This window comes from Burkholderia sp. PAMC 26561, from assembly GCF_001557535.2.
In the GTDB taxonomy this organism is placed as follows: domain Bacteria; phylum Pseudomonadota; class Gammaproteobacteria; order Burkholderiales; family Burkholderiaceae; genus Caballeronia.
The window spans coordinates 1126147-1139538 of record NZ_CP014307.1 but is presented as its reverse complement, the minus strand read 5'-3'; the positions used below and the strand labels follow the sequence as shown (position 1 = coordinate 1139538).

Below are 13392 nucleotides of genomic sequence, written 5' to 3'. Positions count from 1 at the left end.
GGGGCCGCTTACGCGTACTCGGTTGTGCCAATCGTAGATTGGCACGTTGACCGGAACAGATTGTCAGGTTACGAGCGGAGCGATACTGTCGACACGCGAGCGACTTGCGTGGGACATCTGCTTCCGTTTTTTCCAGCGAAGTAACAGGCCGTGCTACTTCACGATATCCTCGCCAGCGTACTCGCTAGCGCCTGCTTGGCCGATGTCAGTTCCAACTCGTATCGACACCACGGGTGCCTTGGGATCTTGAGCCTGCGGCAGATCACTTCACGACCGGCACGCCACAGATACACCATACGCAGCAGATCCCGTTGGCGTGTGGCAAGTCTTTGCCACGCCCGCTCGATGCAAGCTGCATCAACCGCATCGTAGGAACCGCGATTCGCATTGGCCCAGTTATCCAGTCGGGCGTCGAGCGAAGGCCACGCGCGCTGCTCAGGCATCGCGCGCCTCGTCTTCCAGATAGGGAACGCGATAACCAGCGGGGTCTTCGAGAAATCGCTCGATATCCGATGCCCGCCAGCCAACTGCCCTCTCCCCAAGCCGGATCGGACGCGGGAACGTTCCTTCCTGCATCCGCTGGTAGATGGTCGAGCGCTTCAGGCCGACTTCCTGTTCGACCTGGCCGCGTCGCAATATTGCGCCAGTCCCTCGCAATTGAACTTTCATTCCCACCTCCGCCACTGCGCTTGAATAAGTTGCTGCACAGGTCCTATTCAATCAGCAGGAGGCACTGACGGACAATTCCGTCATGTCGTCGGAATGTCCCGTCGGGAACCGAGTTCAGCACGCGTTCAGCGATGGCGGCCGTCCGTTTCGTTGACCGAATCCGGCCTCAGGGCGGCGGCAAAGGTCTGGGCGCTGCGCGACGCTTCGCCATTAGCCTGCCCCTTCAAGCCTAGCCTCTGGTCGATCGCACGGGCGACGGTGGACGATTTCGGTGGCCGCTCGGGATCCCACTCCGACCAATGCTCCCGCATCACGTCCACAAGCGCCTCGAGGGTCCGCGTCAAGTGGGGAAGATGGACGATCACACCGCTTTCGGGCGCGGGGCCGACGACCGGCCTTTCGGCCGAATCGCTGGTGTCCGCCACAGGCGACCGCTCGAGCTTGCGTTCAAGGTGTGACGCCCACACATGATGCATGACTGCCGTTCTGGCAATCGCGAGTTCCAGCAATTGGATACGTCGATCACGCGCTCTAAGACGGGTCGTCAGCCGGGCGATTAACGCTTTTGATTCTTCAGTTCGCCGCCGCGAGTTTTCAAGCTCGTGCCGCGCATCAGTCTCGTGAAATGCCCGGTCCTGATTGTTGTTAGTCGATTCGCACATAATTCCCTGCTCTTCAGTTCTGCGTGACCGTTCAACAGCGATACGGACACAGATCACGGCGCGGCTCTACCGGAAAGCGCGAATAGCTTCCTCTTCGAGAACCGCCCCGCCTTGATTGCATTCTTCTAATCTATTAGATGCACGACACTGAGGCAAGATTGATTATGTAAGTGCGACAAAGATTGACCGAAGTACAGAAAAAATAACCGCATCCAATGCTAAGGCGCCTGTTGCCATCCCGAAGTTGAGGGCAACAACCTCGATCCCGCTGCAATCTCATTCAGAAGGCTCATCGCTTCTTCGGCTTTGTCGACGGGGACGAAAATGTGATCGTGGTAATAGCCTGCAATCGCATTGCAGGAGATACCGGCCTAAGCAAGCGTGCGACTGATCACCGCGATAAACCCAACTGCTTCAAGACTTGAATGGACCGACAACGTAATTAAACGCGACTCGAAGGTATGCGGCAAGCGCAAGCGCTCTGCATCTGAGCGCGCTACAACTGCAGTCAGGCCTTCCTCCTCTCGAACGGTGCAGAAAGGCACCAGCCCAGCGGGCAAACTGAAGTCAATGAATGAACAGTAGACGTAGGCCGGTTGCGCCGTGGCGGGATTCAGGCTTGCGCACAGCTTCACAAGATCTCTTTCGCTCAACGAATTCCCCTTTACAAACGCACTGACGACCGTGCGGTCGGAGTGACTCTCACCCTGCTTCGTTTAGAAAATTTACACACTGTCTTTAAATACTAACCCACCCCTCTCTACCGCAAGCGGAACCCTATTATCGAATCGTTGGCACTACAAATTCGGGCGTTAAGCCATGGGGGAACTCTGTCAATTGAGAGGACCTACCATGAGTTTTCGTGCATCTTCATCCGTTATCGCGGACCAGTCCGCCGTGCGTGCCGCTGTTGCGTTGACCGACACCAGTTGGCAGATCAGTCCTCCTAGCGTTTTGCGAGCGCTAGCCGACATCTTCTTCGATTGGACAATCATAATTTTTGCTACATGGGCCACGTACCAGGTCGGCGCGTGCATGACCGTACTTGCGCTCTTCGCGATCGGCAACAGGCAACGTGCGTTAGGCAATTTGTTGCACGAGGCCAGCCATCAAAACCTGAGCGCCCGACGCAAAGTCAATGACAGGATAGGCCGCATTCTACTTGCTCCCGCGCTCTTCAGCGACTTTACGCTCTATCGTCTCCAGCATGCGCGGCACCATGCGTGGCTCGGCGATCCGATTCGCGATCCTGACTATCTGCCCCGCGCCAAATATGAGCAACAGCACTGGTTCAGTACATATGCTCGCGTGCTCTGCGATCCTGCCAATTTGACCGCGTCGCTACTCGGACACCTTGTCGACAAGCGACTCTCACTCGCGCAATGGCTCGCCATCACTTTATGGTGGGTTGCGTACGAAGCCGTGCTCGACATGTTTGTCGGCATGCACTTCGCGATTTTGTTCCTCGCATTATGGATAGCTGCGAAAGCCAGTGTTTTTCATGCCATCACGATTTTTCGGGAGATGATCGACCACTACGCGTTGGAGTCAGGGGGTATTTTTCGACATACGCGTGAGACTCCATCTCTTGGTCTCCTTTCGGTCCTGATCCATCCGCATCACAACGGCTATCACCTTACGCACCATCTGTTTCCGCGAATCCCCTACTACGATTTGCCTCGTGCGCATGCTCACCTCCACCAGGTCTCGTTTTTCAACGAGAGATCCATTGTCTGCGAAGCATACCTAAAGGGATCTCGATCTAGCGTGAACGGCTGGAGGGCATCATGACTGAACGCACCTTGAACGCCGCGCAGGTTGCTAGCCTGCTAATCTCGACCAGTTGCGGCATCGGTTTTCTTTTGGGTACCGGCGAATTAGCCGTGCATAAAGGTATGGCGAGTTGCCTGTATGCGATAGCAACCGCATTAGGTCTGACGGTGCTCGCATTTTGCGCGCCTTTGCTTTGGGCGGCCGGACGATCCATCTGGAATTGGTTTGCTCAGCTCTATGGTCCCTCAGTCAGCAGCCACGTAGCGCTTTTATCGCTCGTCTGGATGACCGGAGTGCTCGCTGCGCAAATCCGCGGAGCATCATCGCTACTTTCCCTGGCGGCCATGCCCCCAACTTCCGCAATCCTGCTGACCGATCTGCTTCTAGTCGGCCTGTCCCTTATGCGACTTTCATGGCTCTCCGTTGGATTTTCACTTTGTATATTCGCGTGCAATGTTTTACTCGTTCACGCGCTGATCGAGACGGGCGGGCTTGCTACCTGGTTACATGCCCCCGTTCGATTCGTCGATGCTCTTCTGCTTCTTCCTCCTGCTCATAGCGGATACATCGGGGCATCTGTCATTGCGATGGTTATATGTGGTACCGACTACCAGCAATTTTTGATTACCGCCCGCACGCCAACTACGGCTCGCACTGGCGCCTTGCTTGCGGCACTAGTCGTATTCACAATCGGGTTTCTTCCGGCCTTGGCCGTAATCGCAGCGGCCCCGGCCTGGCATCTAGAAGTGGTAGCCGACCCCGTGCAAACCGTTCCGATCGTTCTCATGCATAGCTTTTCGTTTTTCTCAATGAGGGCGACCCGAGACCTCGTCATCATTATCCTGCTCACCACGGCCCTAGGCTCAGGCAGTTCAATTTTGCGGGCAATTGCTGACGCTACTGCCACACTTGGTCCACCTCTTATCTCAAGACCGTTGTGGTCGCGCAACCTGCCGATCTTGCTTGCCTCCGTTATCTCCCTACGTGGTCAAAGCCTTGTCGATATGATGGTCGACCTCAATATGGTCTACCTCGCCGCCGTCGGTCCGCTGCTGGGACTCGGGCTACTGCGCGTACGCGTGTCAGACAAGGCGGCAAACGCTTCGATCGCCGCGGGATGCGGTATCGCAGTGACTTGCTACTTGATCCGCTGGACGGGATTTGTGGCGATGCCTGAAGCGACTCCGCTGCTTGTGTCGCCTCCACTCTCGCTCCTCGTGATGTTAGCGCCCCAGATGTGGACTTCGCTTGCCGCAAGTAAGTCAAAATAGCCACCCGGACCTCTTTGAGCCGAGACCCTCCCCTGAATGAACTTTAGCGGTCAATGAAGGACGTCGTGCAACGCGGTCAAAAACGCGGGCGGTATGGAAACTCCATGCCGCTGTCCTTCAAGATTTCTTCGTGATGATATGTCTTGCGGCGGAGGTCAAACTCCTCGGACCGACCGCATCGCACGTCGGCACTAGTCGTCGAGTAAGACGGACGATTGCTGAGTCAAAACCTCACGTGCATGACGTATTACTAGCTCGCTGATAGCTTGTGCGTTTGCCGGCGCCTTCTCCCAGTGATGCCAATATAGACTGACGAACACGCTATCATTTGGCGCAAGCGCAATCAGTTCGCCAGAATCAAGAAGCGGTTGAACTTGCAACGACGGCACAAGGCCGTATCCTACTCCTGCACGTACTGCCGTAAGCAGTGCCACCGGCGACGGGAAATAATGAGCGGCATAACCGGTTATGGGAAAGCCAAGCAGGCGCTCGATGAAGCCTGCATGTATACCGTCCTTGCGATTGAACAGCACGGCCGGTGCAGCCAAGATATCGTGCAGATTGAGCCCTTGCGAAAAATACGCGCTACTGAATGACGGCGTGGAAACACACTCGTACTTCATCGCGCCGACGGCATCTGCCACAAATCCGGTCGGCGCCCTGCTTGCCGTGGACACACAACCAATCGCCTCGCCCCGTGTCAGCACCGGCAGCGTGAAATCCTGATCGTCCACGATGAGCTCAAGCAAGCAATCATCCCTCGCGATCGCACAGGCAACAGGCTCAAACCATGTCGCCAGCGAATCTGCGTTCACCGCAATCGCGATCCTTGTTCGTCCGCTGGTGCCCGGCTTGATCTTGTCGATTGTGTCTGCCTCCATCAGTTTGAGTGCCTGGATGTGCCGGAGAAGTGCCTCGCCCGCAGGTGTCGGTACATTCCCATCACGCACCAACAAGGGCGTGCCCAACGCTTCTTCCAGTGCGATGACCCGTTGCGACACCGCCCCACGAGTCACGTTCAGCGTTTTAGCGGCGGCGCCGAAATTATGCAACTCCACCACCACAGCAAATGTTTCAAGTTGCTGCCGATCAAACATCATGGCCTTCAATCATGCTCAAGATATAGCCTGCCTCATATGATCCGCCATGTATCGTCAAATTCGCCACCATCCGGCGACAGGTCCGCTTTGTGCTTAAGGCGTATCAATTGCTTCGACGAGCTAGCGGCCTGCTTTTGCGGCACATATGGACAGGAGCAGTCCGCATGGCGCGGAGCGCACCGTGCCCCAGAAATGTTCCGTTGTTTTTCAGGTGGTTGTGAAGAGCCATCCATAGCGGAATGCTTTCGCCGGCTATCTGTCTGTAGACCGATGAGGATTGCAGACCGCTCAGAACTGAGTGCGACTCTGCCATTCATCAGAGATGACGTAAAATACATAGTTCCCCACTCGTTAATACATTCCTACGCGTAAGCAGTTCTCACAGCGTCACAACGTTTGGTAAGTTGCCGAAATCAATAGCATTCAGACGTTCGCCATCGCGCTCCAGTCCTCCAATCCTCGATCTTTGTCGCGATCCGCGATGTGGAGAAAGCGTTGGATGGCGAGAACTTCGCAAGGCGACCATTGCGTGCAGGCAGATACCTTATGTGGGGAAAGGGATGGCCTCGGTCTCACTCGCCGAGCGCGGCAGTTGAGTGAACGAGAATGCGACATCAGTGACGTGGTGAGAGCACCCGAGGGTAGAGATCGCTCGGCATAATGCTCGATTTTCACCCAGTGCCGAGCAGCGAGGCCGACTGCTGCGCATGATGCAAAACAGCCGCGGGCTACGCGCTTCACAGCTTGGCTACGCAATGGGGCCTCAAGCCAAGGGAGACAACCACTCTGGAAACCCATACACTTATCCACTCGCCTCAGAATTCAAATGGCGCGGTGGCTCAGATCCACTTGGCGCAAACAGAACACGGCTCCCCTAATGCAAATGCGAGCAGATCATGAAAGGTAATGGACCCAGGGCTACTCAGCCGACGATCGTCGACGTTGCGCGAGCCGCGGGTGTATCGCGTGCTACCGCGGCCCGGGTGCTTGGCGATTACGGCTATGCCGGCCGTGAGACCCGTCAGCGCGTGTTAGACGCCGCCAAACTTCTAGCATACCAGCCCAATCTGCTCGCCCGCAGCATGGTGACAGGCCGCAGCGGGATGATTGGCGTCGTTATAGCCGATATTGAGAATTTGTATTTCGCACGAGCCATTCGGGCTATCACGGACACAGCTAGCGCAAATGGCCTCGGTGTGGTCCTGGCCACCACCGACGAGGATATTGAGCTCGAACGTCAAGCAGTGCGCGTGCTGCTCGCCAACCGAGTCGACGGCCTGATTGTTTCACCAACCTCCAGCATCGAGGTGGAGCACCTCATCGGCGCGCGGGACATGGGTTGTCCCTTTGTCCTTCTCGACAGACGCGTGCCCGTGCTCAACGCCGACACCTTTGCCATAGACAACTTTGGTGCGGCCCATCAGGCAGTCGCATCTTTCATCAAACAACAACACCGACGCATCGCGCTTGTGTCCAACGCGCCTTCTCACGGGGAGCAACAGTACCTGATCTCCTCTGTTCGGGAGCGTATCGACGGTTACCGCGCCGCGCTCCACGACGCCGGGCTCAAGGTTGACCCCAAGATGATTATCCTCGGAGGTTGGGACCCCGAAAATCTTGCTCGCCAGTTACGCCAGCTCAGTCAGTCTGCAAACCGTCCGACCGCTTTTCTCGCGACCGACAGTTCCGTCGGCCTCATCCTTCTGAAAGTTCTTCGGGAGCTCGATTTATCGATACCCGACAAGGCTTCGCTCATCTGTTTCGACGACGCCGACTGGACAACAGCGGTCACTCCCCCGCTCACTGTCGTGTCGCAGCCTATCAAAGAGCTGGCTACCGCTGCGACAGAGCATCTGATCGCTCGCCTGCAGGGCGAGAGCAAAACTTCGGGAGAGGAAACCATGCTCCAGGCAACGCTTATAAATCGGGGATCGGTCAGTCGTGCTCTGGTGACGCCACGCGTCAAGCGCTTATCGCAAAGCGTTAGCAGCTGACATTTCAAGCGCGATTGTTGTTGGTCTCTCTTTGTCTAGTTTTGCACGAATCCAATGGTGCGATCAGGGTCATGATTTGCCGCACTTAATCTCTGGCTTCACACTGGACAGTGCCGACCCAGCTAATAGGCTCTCGTTACGCTTCAAATCTTGATCGGCAATGGTGAAGTTTGGCTGTTTGCATGACGTTATCGTTTGTTGGCTGCTTTGGCAGGTATTCGGCTCTGAGTGCAGGACATGAGACCTCGGCATGAGGATCTTGTGAAACCCGGCCCAAGGTCAAGGCTTGGGCCAGAACCAATCTTGGCAGTTAATTGGACCGACGAATCTTGTCGTATGCCGCATATGCCCAAGCGCCATGCTGTGCCCAGAATTCTGGATCAACTGCGTACTGAACAGCCACGTTCTGTGGAGCAGACGCCATCGTCGCAATCTTCTCTGTGGTATATCCCGCAATCTCGAAGGCCTTCATATTTACCGGGGCCGTCGGGAAGCTGTTCGACAGATCCTTCTGGTATTCAGGCTTGGACACCTCATTAAGGAAGCGCATTGCGGCGTCACGATTTGGAGCACCTTTGACGACCGCATAACCGTCGGTCCCAAGCTGCCCATCATGGAACGTGTAGGCAAAATTCACACCATCGTCTATCGCACCTTGGACACGGCCGCCCCAAGTAAGAATCATGTCAACTTCGCCGTCTCTCATGAGCTGGGACGCCTGGGCTCCGCTCTCCCACCACAGAGATATGTGAGAACCAATTTCTGCGAGTTTGTTGATAGCAGCCCGACGACCGTCCTCGGATGAGAGGAATTCATACACCTTGTCGCGAGAAGTTCCTAATGCCAAAACAGCGGCTTCAAGCATCCCAACCGGTTCATTCCAAAGTGCTCGCTTCCCTGGGAACTTTTTGACATCCCAAAAATCGTCCTTCGACTTGGGGCTATTGGCGCCATAGATGCTCTTGTTCCAGGCGATTACAGTGGAGTAAAGACTATTGGCGACGAAGTAGTCCGTGCACGAACCCGGCACAAAATCTGCCTTGTTGTAGACGTCGGAATCGAGTTTTTCGAGAACACCGGCGGCTTTCGCCTGAGGTATTTCAGCAAGGGCGATCTGGATGATGTCCCACTTGATAGAACCCGCTTCTACCTGCGCACGAGCGTCGGCCCAACTCTGTGACGTATCGAGTACATAAGTGAGACCGAGAGCTTTAGCAGCTGGGGCCCAAAGCGCTTTGTCCTGCGCATCCTGCCATGAACCAGCGGAGGATTCCGTTTTGACGATTGTTAGTGTCTGATTGCTCATTCCCGATTTCCAATCTTGGCTTTGACGATTAGCTCAGGTCTTCTTGCACTTATCGGATCATCTAGGAGCCATTTTCTCGCAAAGGAGTCGCCGCAACCGTCCAGGAAAACATTGCGCATACTACCTGCTGCAGCCTTGGCCACTACCCTGATTCGGTCTCTCTGCAAAGCAGCAGCATTGGTAACGCGACGGAAATCTACGTCGGCGGGAAAAAGATTAGGATAACGATTCATCGTGTTTCCCCTTTAAGGTTTATGATGAGTATGTGATAACGATCTCATATGATAACTTTGTCATTATTGAGCCGTCAACAGGTGATTTAACAATTGATTTTCCCGCGAAGCATGGGGACCTGCCCCGCAACGCGAGTTCAGCAAACCATGAGAAATAGCGGGCGCTCGGGCGCTAAACCGCCCATCGCTGACGTTGCGCGCGCTGCCGGCGTCTCAGCCGCTACCGCAGCGCGGGTACTTGGTGGTCACGGTTTAGTCGGTTCCGAGACACGCCAGCGTGTCTTCGACGCAGCAAAACACGTGTCGTAGCAGCTGACCAGCTCGCCCGCAGCATGGTGACGGGCCGCAGCGGGATGATTGGCGTCGTTATAGCCGATATTGAGAATTTGTATTTCGCACGAGCCATTCGGGCTATCACGGACACAGCTAGCGCAAATGGCTTCAGTGTGGTTCTAGCCACCACCGACGAGGATATTGAGCTCGAACGTCAAGCAGTGCGCGTGCTGCTCGCCAACCGAGTCGACGGCTTGATTGTTTCACCAACCTCCAGCATCGAGGTGGATCACCTCATCGGCGCGCGGGACATGGGCTGCCCCTTTGTCCCTCTCGACAGGCGTGCCCGTGCTCAACGCCGACACCTTTGATTCGATTTGAATGCGCGGCGAATCGAATGGCCTCTGAGGTAGCGGCTCAGCTCGTTTTCGCGTATGCGCGAAGACCGCACGCCTAGCCGGACGAGGTACGATCAAAAGATCGACCGTCCTGTATGCGTCGTCAGCCACTCGAGAGCCAGAACGCCGGCCAATGAATTTCCGTTGGCATCGAGCCCTGGCGACCAGACGCACACAGCCATCTCTCCCGGCAGCACCGCGACGATCCCGCCGCCGACGCCGCTCTTCGCCGGCAAGCCGACGCGGTAGGCGAAGTCGCCGGCCGCGTCATAGGTACCGCAGGTCAGCATCAGCGCGGAAAGACGCTTCGCCGCACTGCTGTCGAGCACGCGCTCGCCGGTCGCCGGCACGACACCGCCGTCCGCGAGAAACAGCGCGGCGCGCGCCAGCTCGATGCAGTTCATCGAGATCGCGCACTGCCGGCAATAGGCATCGACCACCAGTTCAGGCGGCATCTCCAGGTTGCCGAAACTTGCCATAAAGTGCGCCATTGCCTGATTGCGATTGGAATGAGCGAGCTCGGACTCGGCGACGCGCGAATCGTAGTCGATCGTGCGTTCGCCCGTCAGCCGCCGCATGAATTCGACCATCGCAGTTTCGGCTTGCACGAAGCGCCGGCACAGCACATCTGTGATGACGAGTGCGCCCGCGTTGATGAACGGATTGCGCGGCTTGCCTCGCTCCGCTTCAAGCTGCACTAGCGAATTAAACGGCGTCCCCGATGGCTCGCGGCCGACGCGCTTCCACAGTTCGTCGCCAAGCAACTGGAACGCCAGTGTGCAGGCGAACAGCTTCGAAATGCTCTGGATCGAGAAACGCGTGGCCGCATCGCCGACGCTGAACACGTCGCCTGCAATCGTGACGATCGCCATGCCGAAGCTGTCGGGTGGCACGCACGCGAGTTCCGGAATGTAGTCCGCGACGCGGCCTTTGCCGAGATTCGCTAGAAGGTCGCGATGAATCTGTTCGAGGATCGAGGTGTAGTTCATGGGGAGCTATCGATGGAAGCGCCCGATTCTAATACGTGAAAATGCTGTAAACGGAGCGTCATCCGGAGATCTCTCCCACTGCTTGAGCACTTCGTTTCAAACCTCCGTTGGGGCCGCATTCGAAGCCAGGCGCAACCGACATCCTCCGCTAAGGCGCGAAAGCAAGGGGCGTAGGCATCGCCTCGCGAATTGCCGTCCGTCGCCGTCGCTAGTTGGACATCAGAGCTAGCCGCGAGCGTGCGAATCGCCGCCGGAGTCGCCACGCCCAATCTCTCCCGGTGCTGACACAGAGTGTGTTTCTGTCTCGCATGCCTTCAATGAGTGCCGGGCTCATCCACGGGCCTGTTGGCGTCTCAGCCGCCCAGATTCACTTCCGAAAGCGCTCCGGTCTGAAATTGCTAAGCAGTAGATTGCGCTTGCCGGTTGCAATCTCGTCGGCAAGTAGTTCGCCCGCAATGAGCCCCAGGGTCGCGCCACTATGACTAAACGCTACGAAATACCTCGGGATGGAAGCCAGCTCGCCGAAAACAGGCTCGCCGTCACCAGGAATGGGCTTCAGTCCAACTCCGTAGTCCCTCAGTTCTAGCTTCGGATGGCTTTTGAGAACCTTCGATGCCTCCCGTAGCAGCCCATCCAGGGTACTCTGCTTAACGTCGTAGCTGCCGTCCTCCTTGACGTCGATTTCTCTTTCGGACCATGGGCAGTCGAGGGCAAGCGCGCCATCGGGCGTCGGCCTGATGGACACACGCGGCGTATTGAGGACAGCCTTCAGGGGGCGATCAAGCGGTTTCGTGCGCACGAGCAGCCCGACTGGCGTCTGATCGCCGATATGAACTCCGGCCTGCTCCGCGATGCCAGGCACGTCGGCGCCGGCGGCCAGCAGGACCGCATCTGCCGGCCACGTCCTTCCGTCGGCCGTCCTAGCACCGATCGCACGGCTTTCTTCGACCACGACGGAAGCACGTCCGGCATTCGTTTCGATCTGGCCGCCAAGCTCCCTGAATTCGTCAGCAAACACCGCGATCAACGACGGCAGGTCAACCCATCCCTCGCCCGGATTGAAGATCGCGCCCTGCTGCGTGATCTCGGTGCCGTCGACGCCGGGAGTGAGGGCAGCGACGTCGTCGCCATCGACAAATATGGCGTGGTAGCCGAGTTCGCGCTCATAGTTGAATAAGGCAGCGATCTGGTTGTTGCCGTCGTCGGCATCCCAGGTCAGTCCGCCGTCGAAGCGGAGCCAGGTTGCGTCAGGATATCTATGGGAAAGAGTGCGATATCGATCAATCCCGGCAAGCCGCAAGCGATGATAGGCATCGGACCGGACTCGCGACGAATTCAGCCAGGCCAGGGAGCGTCCGGACGCGCCGTTGGCAAGAGGGCCGTCATTAATCAACGTCGTCTTGATGCCTAGCCTGGCGAGATGGACGGCAGTCGACATCCCAAAAATCCCGCCGCCGACGACGATTACGTTTGCTGGCTTCTTGTGTTCGCTCATCTTCATGATCCTGATTTGAATGATGGTGGTCAGGGTTGCTCGAAACGCTGGGATTGCCCTGACCGGAACAGGGCGTCGATGACCCGCATGTTGGCAACTGCATCGCCCAGATCGCTTTCGAGAGGCGACAAACCGAGCACGGCTTCGCGGAAGGCTTCCACCTGAAGCTGAAATTGATCCACGGTGTCGAGTTCAATGGCCTCAGCGCCACCGCCAAGCAGGTCACGTCCATCATCGATAACTATCCGGGCCGGTTGATCGGCAGGCGCGTTGAACGGTACCTGAAGTTCGATCCTGCCTTTGGTACCAAGGATACGAATGGCCTGGTAGGGTGAGAGCTGGGTCGCGCATGTGAACGCCAGATGGCGTCCGCTGGAGAATTACAAAAGGCCGCTCGCCATACGATCGATCCCGAGTGCGGGGTCGCGATCGAACATGGCGATTGCCCTCTCCGGTTCGCCAGAGAACACATATCGGGCGGTGTTAATCGCGTAGCAGCCCACGTCGTAGAGTCCCCTACCACCGATATCCAGGCAATTGCGGACGTTGTCCGGAACTGTCAGAAAGTACGAGAACACCGTATGGACGGCCCTGACCTCCCCGATGCGCCCGGCGGCAATCAGCTCCCGTGTTCGCTTCCATTGCCGATGATGCCGGGCCATGAAGGGTTCTGCGGCGACAAGACCCAATCGTTTGGAAACCGCGGCGACTGCTCCAACCTCCTTCGCATTCAGGCCTGCCGGTTTTTCGCAGAGAACATGCTTGCCCGCTTGCAACGCGCCGACGGTCCACTCGGCATGAAGGTGATTCGGCAGCGCGTTGTAGATCACATCGATCGTTGGGTCGCAGATAAGCTCCTCGTAACTGCCATACGCTGTCGGCACGCCCAGCGCCGTGGCGCTGACAGGAGCCCGCTCCAGATCGCGCGATGCAATTGCCGCCACCTCACAGAAGGCCGCCCTTTGAATTGCCGGGATCCCGGTCTTGACCGCGATCTTGCCGGTGCTGAGGACGCCCCAGCGAACTACCTTTTCCATTTGCAGGCTCCTTGCCGCTCTTTCTGTGATCAAAGAACCTCCGCGAGAAAACGCCGGAGACGGTGACGTTTCGGGGCATCGAAGATGTCCGCCATCGATCTGAACGCGACAATCGACCCTCGCCCATGCAGACACCCTGGTCGGCGACGCGTGAGGCGAAGCTTATCTCGTGCGTGACGACCACAATTGTGA

17 protein-coding genes are annotated in these 13392 nt (G+C 57.1%); 6 read left to right on the top strand and 11 right to left on the bottom strand.

The features are described 5' to 3' along the window. Positions 1-158 precede the first annotated feature (158 nt). The 4 genes from AXG89_RS20760 to AXG89_RS43095 form a co-directional block, all read right to left on the bottom strand. Complete coding sequence (locus AXG89_RS20760; protein ID WP_062172220.1) at positions 159-443, bottom strand: hypothetical protein; 285 nt, start codon at positions 441-443, stop codon at positions 159-161. After that, positions 436-669 (bottom strand): helix-turn-helix transcriptional regulator, encoded by a 234-nt coding sequence (locus tag AXG89_RS20755; RefSeq protein WP_062172218.1) that lies wholly within the window; start codon positions 667-669, stop codon positions 436-438. Before AXG89_RS20755 ends, AXG89_RS20760 begins: the two co-directional genes overlap by 8 nt. A gap of 125 nt (positions 670-794) precedes the next feature. Next, the gene (locus AXG89_RS20750) at positions 795-1331 is read right to left on the bottom strand and encodes a hypothetical protein (protein ID WP_062172216.1); all 537 of its coding nucleotides are present in this window, start codon (positions 1329-1331) and stop codon (positions 795-797) included. A gap of 371 nt (positions 1332-1702) precedes the next feature. Then, positions 1703-1984 carry an ACT domain-containing protein gene (locus tag AXG89_RS43095; protein WP_236873432.1) on the bottom strand — a complete coding sequence of 94 codons (282 nt, stop codon included), beginning with the start codon at positions 1982-1984 and terminating at the stop codon, positions 1703-1705. Positions 1985-2183: 199 nt separating this feature from the next. On the opposite strand from AXG89_RS43095, the gene AXG89_RS20740 reads away from it, so the two are divergent. After that, the gene (locus AXG89_RS20740; RefSeq protein WP_062172214.1) at positions 2184-3122 is read left to right on the top strand and encodes a fatty acid desaturase; all 939 of its coding nucleotides are present in this window, start codon (positions 2184-2186) and stop codon (positions 3120-3122) included. Next, a complete protein-coding gene (locus AXG89_RS20735) occupies positions 3119-4375 on the top strand; it encodes a hypothetical protein (RefSeq protein WP_062172212.1) in 1257 nt (418 codons plus the stop codon). The genes AXG89_RS20740 and AXG89_RS20735 overlap by 4 nt, the downstream gene beginning before the upstream one ends. Positions 4376-4566: 191 nt before the next feature. Here the strand turns inward: AXG89_RS20735 and AXG89_RS20730 are convergent, their stop codons facing one another. Further along, positions 4567-5475, bottom strand: a complete 909-nt coding sequence (locus AXG89_RS20730; protein WP_062172210.1) for an HTH-type transcriptional regulator ArgP — start codon at positions 5473-5475, stop codon at positions 4567-4569. Between the two features lie 896 nt (positions 5476-6371). Here AXG89_RS20730 and AXG89_RS20725 point away from each other — a divergent pair. Further along, positions 6372-7469 (top strand): LacI family DNA-binding transcriptional regulator, encoded by a 1098-nt coding sequence (locus AXG89_RS20725; RefSeq protein ID WP_062172209.1) that lies wholly within the window; start codon positions 6372-6374, stop codon positions 7467-7469. A gap of 310 nt (positions 7470-7779) precedes the next feature. Here the strand turns inward: AXG89_RS20725 and AXG89_RS20720 are convergent, their stop codons facing one another. Then, the gene (locus AXG89_RS20720; protein WP_062172206.1) at positions 7780-8775 is read right to left on the bottom strand and encodes an ABC transporter substrate-binding protein; all 996 of its coding nucleotides are present in this window, start codon (positions 8773-8775) and stop codon (positions 7780-7782) included. Beyond that, positions 8772-9008 (bottom strand): hypothetical protein, encoded by a 237-nt coding sequence (locus tag AXG89_RS42220; protein ID WP_162916091.1) that lies wholly within the window; start codon positions 9006-9008, stop codon positions 8772-8774. Before AXG89_RS42220 ends, AXG89_RS20720 begins: the two co-directional genes overlap by 4 nt. 111 nt (positions 9009-9119) lie before the next feature. Between AXG89_RS42220 and AXG89_RS44670 the strand changes: the two genes are divergently transcribed. Both AXG89_RS44670 and AXG89_RS20710 read left to right on the top strand, forming a co-directional pair. After that, positions 9120-9317: a LacI family DNA-binding transcriptional regulator gene (locus AXG89_RS44670; RefSeq protein ID WP_082771516.1), complete on the top strand. Its 198-nt coding sequence runs from the start codon at positions 9120-9122 to the stop codon at positions 9315-9317. A gap of 23 nt (positions 9318-9340) precedes the next feature. Next, positions 9341-9652 carry a substrate-binding domain-containing protein gene (locus AXG89_RS20710; protein ID WP_062172204.1) on the top strand — a complete coding sequence of 104 codons (312 nt, stop codon included), beginning with the start codon at positions 9341-9343 and terminating at the stop codon, positions 9650-9652. 101 nt (positions 9653-9753) lie between these two features. Here AXG89_RS20710 and AXG89_RS20705 read toward each other — a convergent pair whose 3' ends face one another. The 3 genes from AXG89_RS20705 to AXG89_RS42780 all read right to left on the bottom strand — a co-directional run bounded on the left by AXG89_RS20705 (position 9754) and on the right by AXG89_RS42780 (position 12345). Further along, positions 9754-10668, bottom strand: coding sequence for a glutaminase (locus AXG89_RS20705; RefSeq protein ID WP_062172202.1), 915 nt, complete (start codon positions 10666-10668; stop codon positions 9754-9756). A 367-nt stretch (positions 10669-11035) separates the two neighbouring features. After that, entirely contained in the window at positions 11036-12163 is a 1128-nt protein-coding gene (locus tag AXG89_RS20700) for an NAD(P)/FAD-dependent oxidoreductase (RefSeq protein ID WP_062172619.1), read from the bottom strand. 29 nt (positions 12164-12192) lie between these two features. After that, positions 12193-12345 (bottom strand): hypothetical protein, encoded by a 153-nt coding sequence (locus AXG89_RS42780; protein WP_205583076.1) that lies wholly within the window; start codon positions 12343-12345, stop codon positions 12193-12195. On the opposite strand from AXG89_RS42780, the gene AXG89_RS42775 reads away from it, so the two are divergent. Continuing rightward, positions 12337-12498 (top strand): hypothetical protein, encoded by a 162-nt coding sequence (locus AXG89_RS42775; protein WP_205583075.1) that lies wholly within the window; start codon positions 12337-12339, stop codon positions 12496-12498. The genes AXG89_RS42780 and AXG89_RS42775 overlap by 9 nt on opposite strands. A 45-nt stretch (positions 12499-12543) precedes the next feature. Here AXG89_RS42775 and AXG89_RS20695 read toward each other — a convergent pair whose 3' ends face one another. After that, positions 12544-13200, bottom strand: a complete 657-nt coding sequence (locus AXG89_RS20695; protein ID WP_205583074.1) for a Gfo/Idh/MocA family protein — start codon at positions 13198-13200, stop codon at positions 12544-12546. Positions 13201-13392: the final 192 nt, after the last annotated feature.

Bases quoted from the DNA above. Each gene is read 5' to 3' on its own strand.
- AXG89_RS20695 (WP_205583074.1), bottom strand. From the start codon at position 13,200: ATGGAAAAGGTAGTTCGCTGGGGCGTCCTCAGCACCGGCAAGATCGCG.
- AXG89_RS42220 (WP_162916091.1), bottom strand. From the start codon at position 9,008: ATGAATCGTTATCCTAATCTTTTTCCCGCCGACGTAGATTTCCGTCGC.
- AXG89_RS20740 (WP_062172214.1), top strand. From the start codon at position 2,184: ATGAGTTTTCGTGCATCTTCATCCGTTATCGCGGACCAGTCCGCCGTG.
- AXG89_RS20700 (WP_062172619.1), bottom strand. From the start codon at position 12,163: ATGAGCGAACACAAGAAGCCAGCAAACGTAATCGTCGTCGGCGGCGGG.
- AXG89_RS20730 (WP_062172210.1), bottom strand. From the start codon at position 5,475: ATGATGTTTGATCGGCAGCAACTTGAAACATTTGCTGTGGTGGTGGAG.
- AXG89_RS20760 (WP_062172220.1), bottom strand. From the start codon at position 443: ATGCCTGAGCAGCGCGCGTGGCCTTCGCTCGACGCCCGACTGGATAAC.
- AXG89_RS44670 (WP_082771516.1), top strand. From the start codon at position 9,120: ATGGGGACCTGCCCCGCAACGCGAGTTCAGCAAACCATGAGAAATAGC.
- AXG89_RS20735 (WP_062172212.1), top strand. From the start codon at position 3,119: ATGACTGAACGCACCTTGAACGCCGCGCAGGTTGCTAGCCTGCTAATC.
- AXG89_RS20755 (WP_062172218.1), bottom strand. From the start codon at position 669: ATGAAAGTTCAATTGCGAGGGACTGGCGCAATATTGCGACGCGGCCAG.
- AXG89_RS20750 (WP_062172216.1), bottom strand. From the start codon at position 1,331: ATGTGCGAATCGACTAACAACAATCAGGACCGGGCATTTCACGAGACT.
- AXG89_RS20720 (WP_062172206.1), bottom strand. From the start codon at position 8,775: ATGAGCAATCAGACACTAACAATCGTCAAAACGGAATCCTCCGCTGGT.
- AXG89_RS20710 (WP_062172204.1), top strand. From the start codon at position 9,341: ATGGTGACGGGCCGCAGCGGGATGATTGGCGTCGTTATAGCCGATATT.
- AXG89_RS20705 (WP_062172202.1), bottom strand. From the start codon at position 10,668: ATGAACTACACCTCGATCCTCGAACAGATTCATCGCGACCTTCTAGCG.
- AXG89_RS20725 (WP_062172209.1), top strand. From the start codon at position 6,372: ATGAAAGGTAATGGACCCAGGGCTACTCAGCCGACGATCGTCGACGTT.